The following is a 1,166-nucleotide window of genomic DNA, read 5'->3' as shown; positions in this document are numbered from 1 at the left end:
TATTAAAACTCTTAATTAAATTCTTCTTCGTTTTTGGTCTTGTCAATTAAAAGATATTTCGCACGTGTTATAGCTACATAATAAAGATTAACTTCTTCTTGCAGCTCATTAAAACTGATCTTTTTCTTATATATTAGATCGCTTAACGACGGAAAATCTTTTTCCAGTGTAACAATATCAAACTCCAGCCCCTTTGAGGTATGTGCTGTCATAAGATATGTCCCATGATGCGCTATTTTATTCCTATTTTTATAGTCATCACTTGCTTTGCGGTATATACTAAAAATCCTTTTACCATACCTTTTGGCCAAATTGAAAGTTGAGAGCAAGTTGTTATCTCCACAATCTTCCAAATGCTGTTTTAAGGCAGCTTGGCTATTAAATTCTTTAAGATATGAAAACTCAGGCTCTATTTTATCTTTTTCGTTATTTAAAAATCTGACAAAGTTGATAGCCTCTTTAAAAATGTCTTGTGGTTTTTTGATTAAGATATAGGACGTATCTTTGTCTAGCCCACTGGACAAAATTTCGACAATTTTTGAATTTGTCCTCGTGATTATAGCATTTTTTATTGAACTTTTTTTAATATGCTCGTAATTTAGGGCAGTAATATCATCTCGTGGCATAACTTTACTGACCATTTTGACTGGATCTTGTTTATATCTTTCAAGCACCTTATTTGCCTTATTAACAACATCAGGGACACATCTAAAGCAAGATGTTAGCTTCATTGAGTAATCAGCACTTATTTTGTTAAAAGCATTAGCCGATCCACGAAAACCATAAATTGCTTGATTTGGGTCGCCAATAAAAACCTTTGAGCCTTTTAGCTGCAAAAATATATTTAAGACAACATCATTGCTATCTTGTGCTTCATCTAAAAAAACTAAGTCAAAATTAATCTTTGACTTATCAAAGAACTGAAATTCTTTTAAGTAAAAAGAGTGAGTAATAGGTATTTCTCTTCTTCTCATCTTTTCATATATTAGGCTAGCCGCATGCACGGCCACATTTTTTTTAACGACTTCTTCATTAAATTTTTTATAATCAGAATTACAAAAATCATTGAAAATTTTAATGGCATTAAAAGCTTCTAGGGGTTCTATGCCAAACATGGTTTGAACATCGACTACACTAAGATCAGTTGTTGATATATCTTCTATCTT

1 protein-coding gene is annotated in these 1,166 nt (G+C 31.6%); it reads right to left on the bottom strand.

Going from position 1 to position 1,166, the window contains the following annotated elements; translation table 11 throughout:
- Nucleotides 1-11: 11 nt before the first annotated feature.
- On the bottom strand, nucleotides 12-1,166 hold a 1,155-nt coding region (locus tag CYP28_RS10065; RefSeq protein ID WP_103594054.1), incomplete at its 5' end, for a 3'-5' exonuclease.

This window comes from Campylobacter concisus (genome assembly GCF_002914195.1).
Lineage (GTDB): Bacteria > Campylobacterota > Campylobacteria > Campylobacterales > Campylobacteraceae > Campylobacter_A > Campylobacter_A concisus_M.
This window is presented reverse-complemented; position numbering and strand designations above follow the sequence as displayed.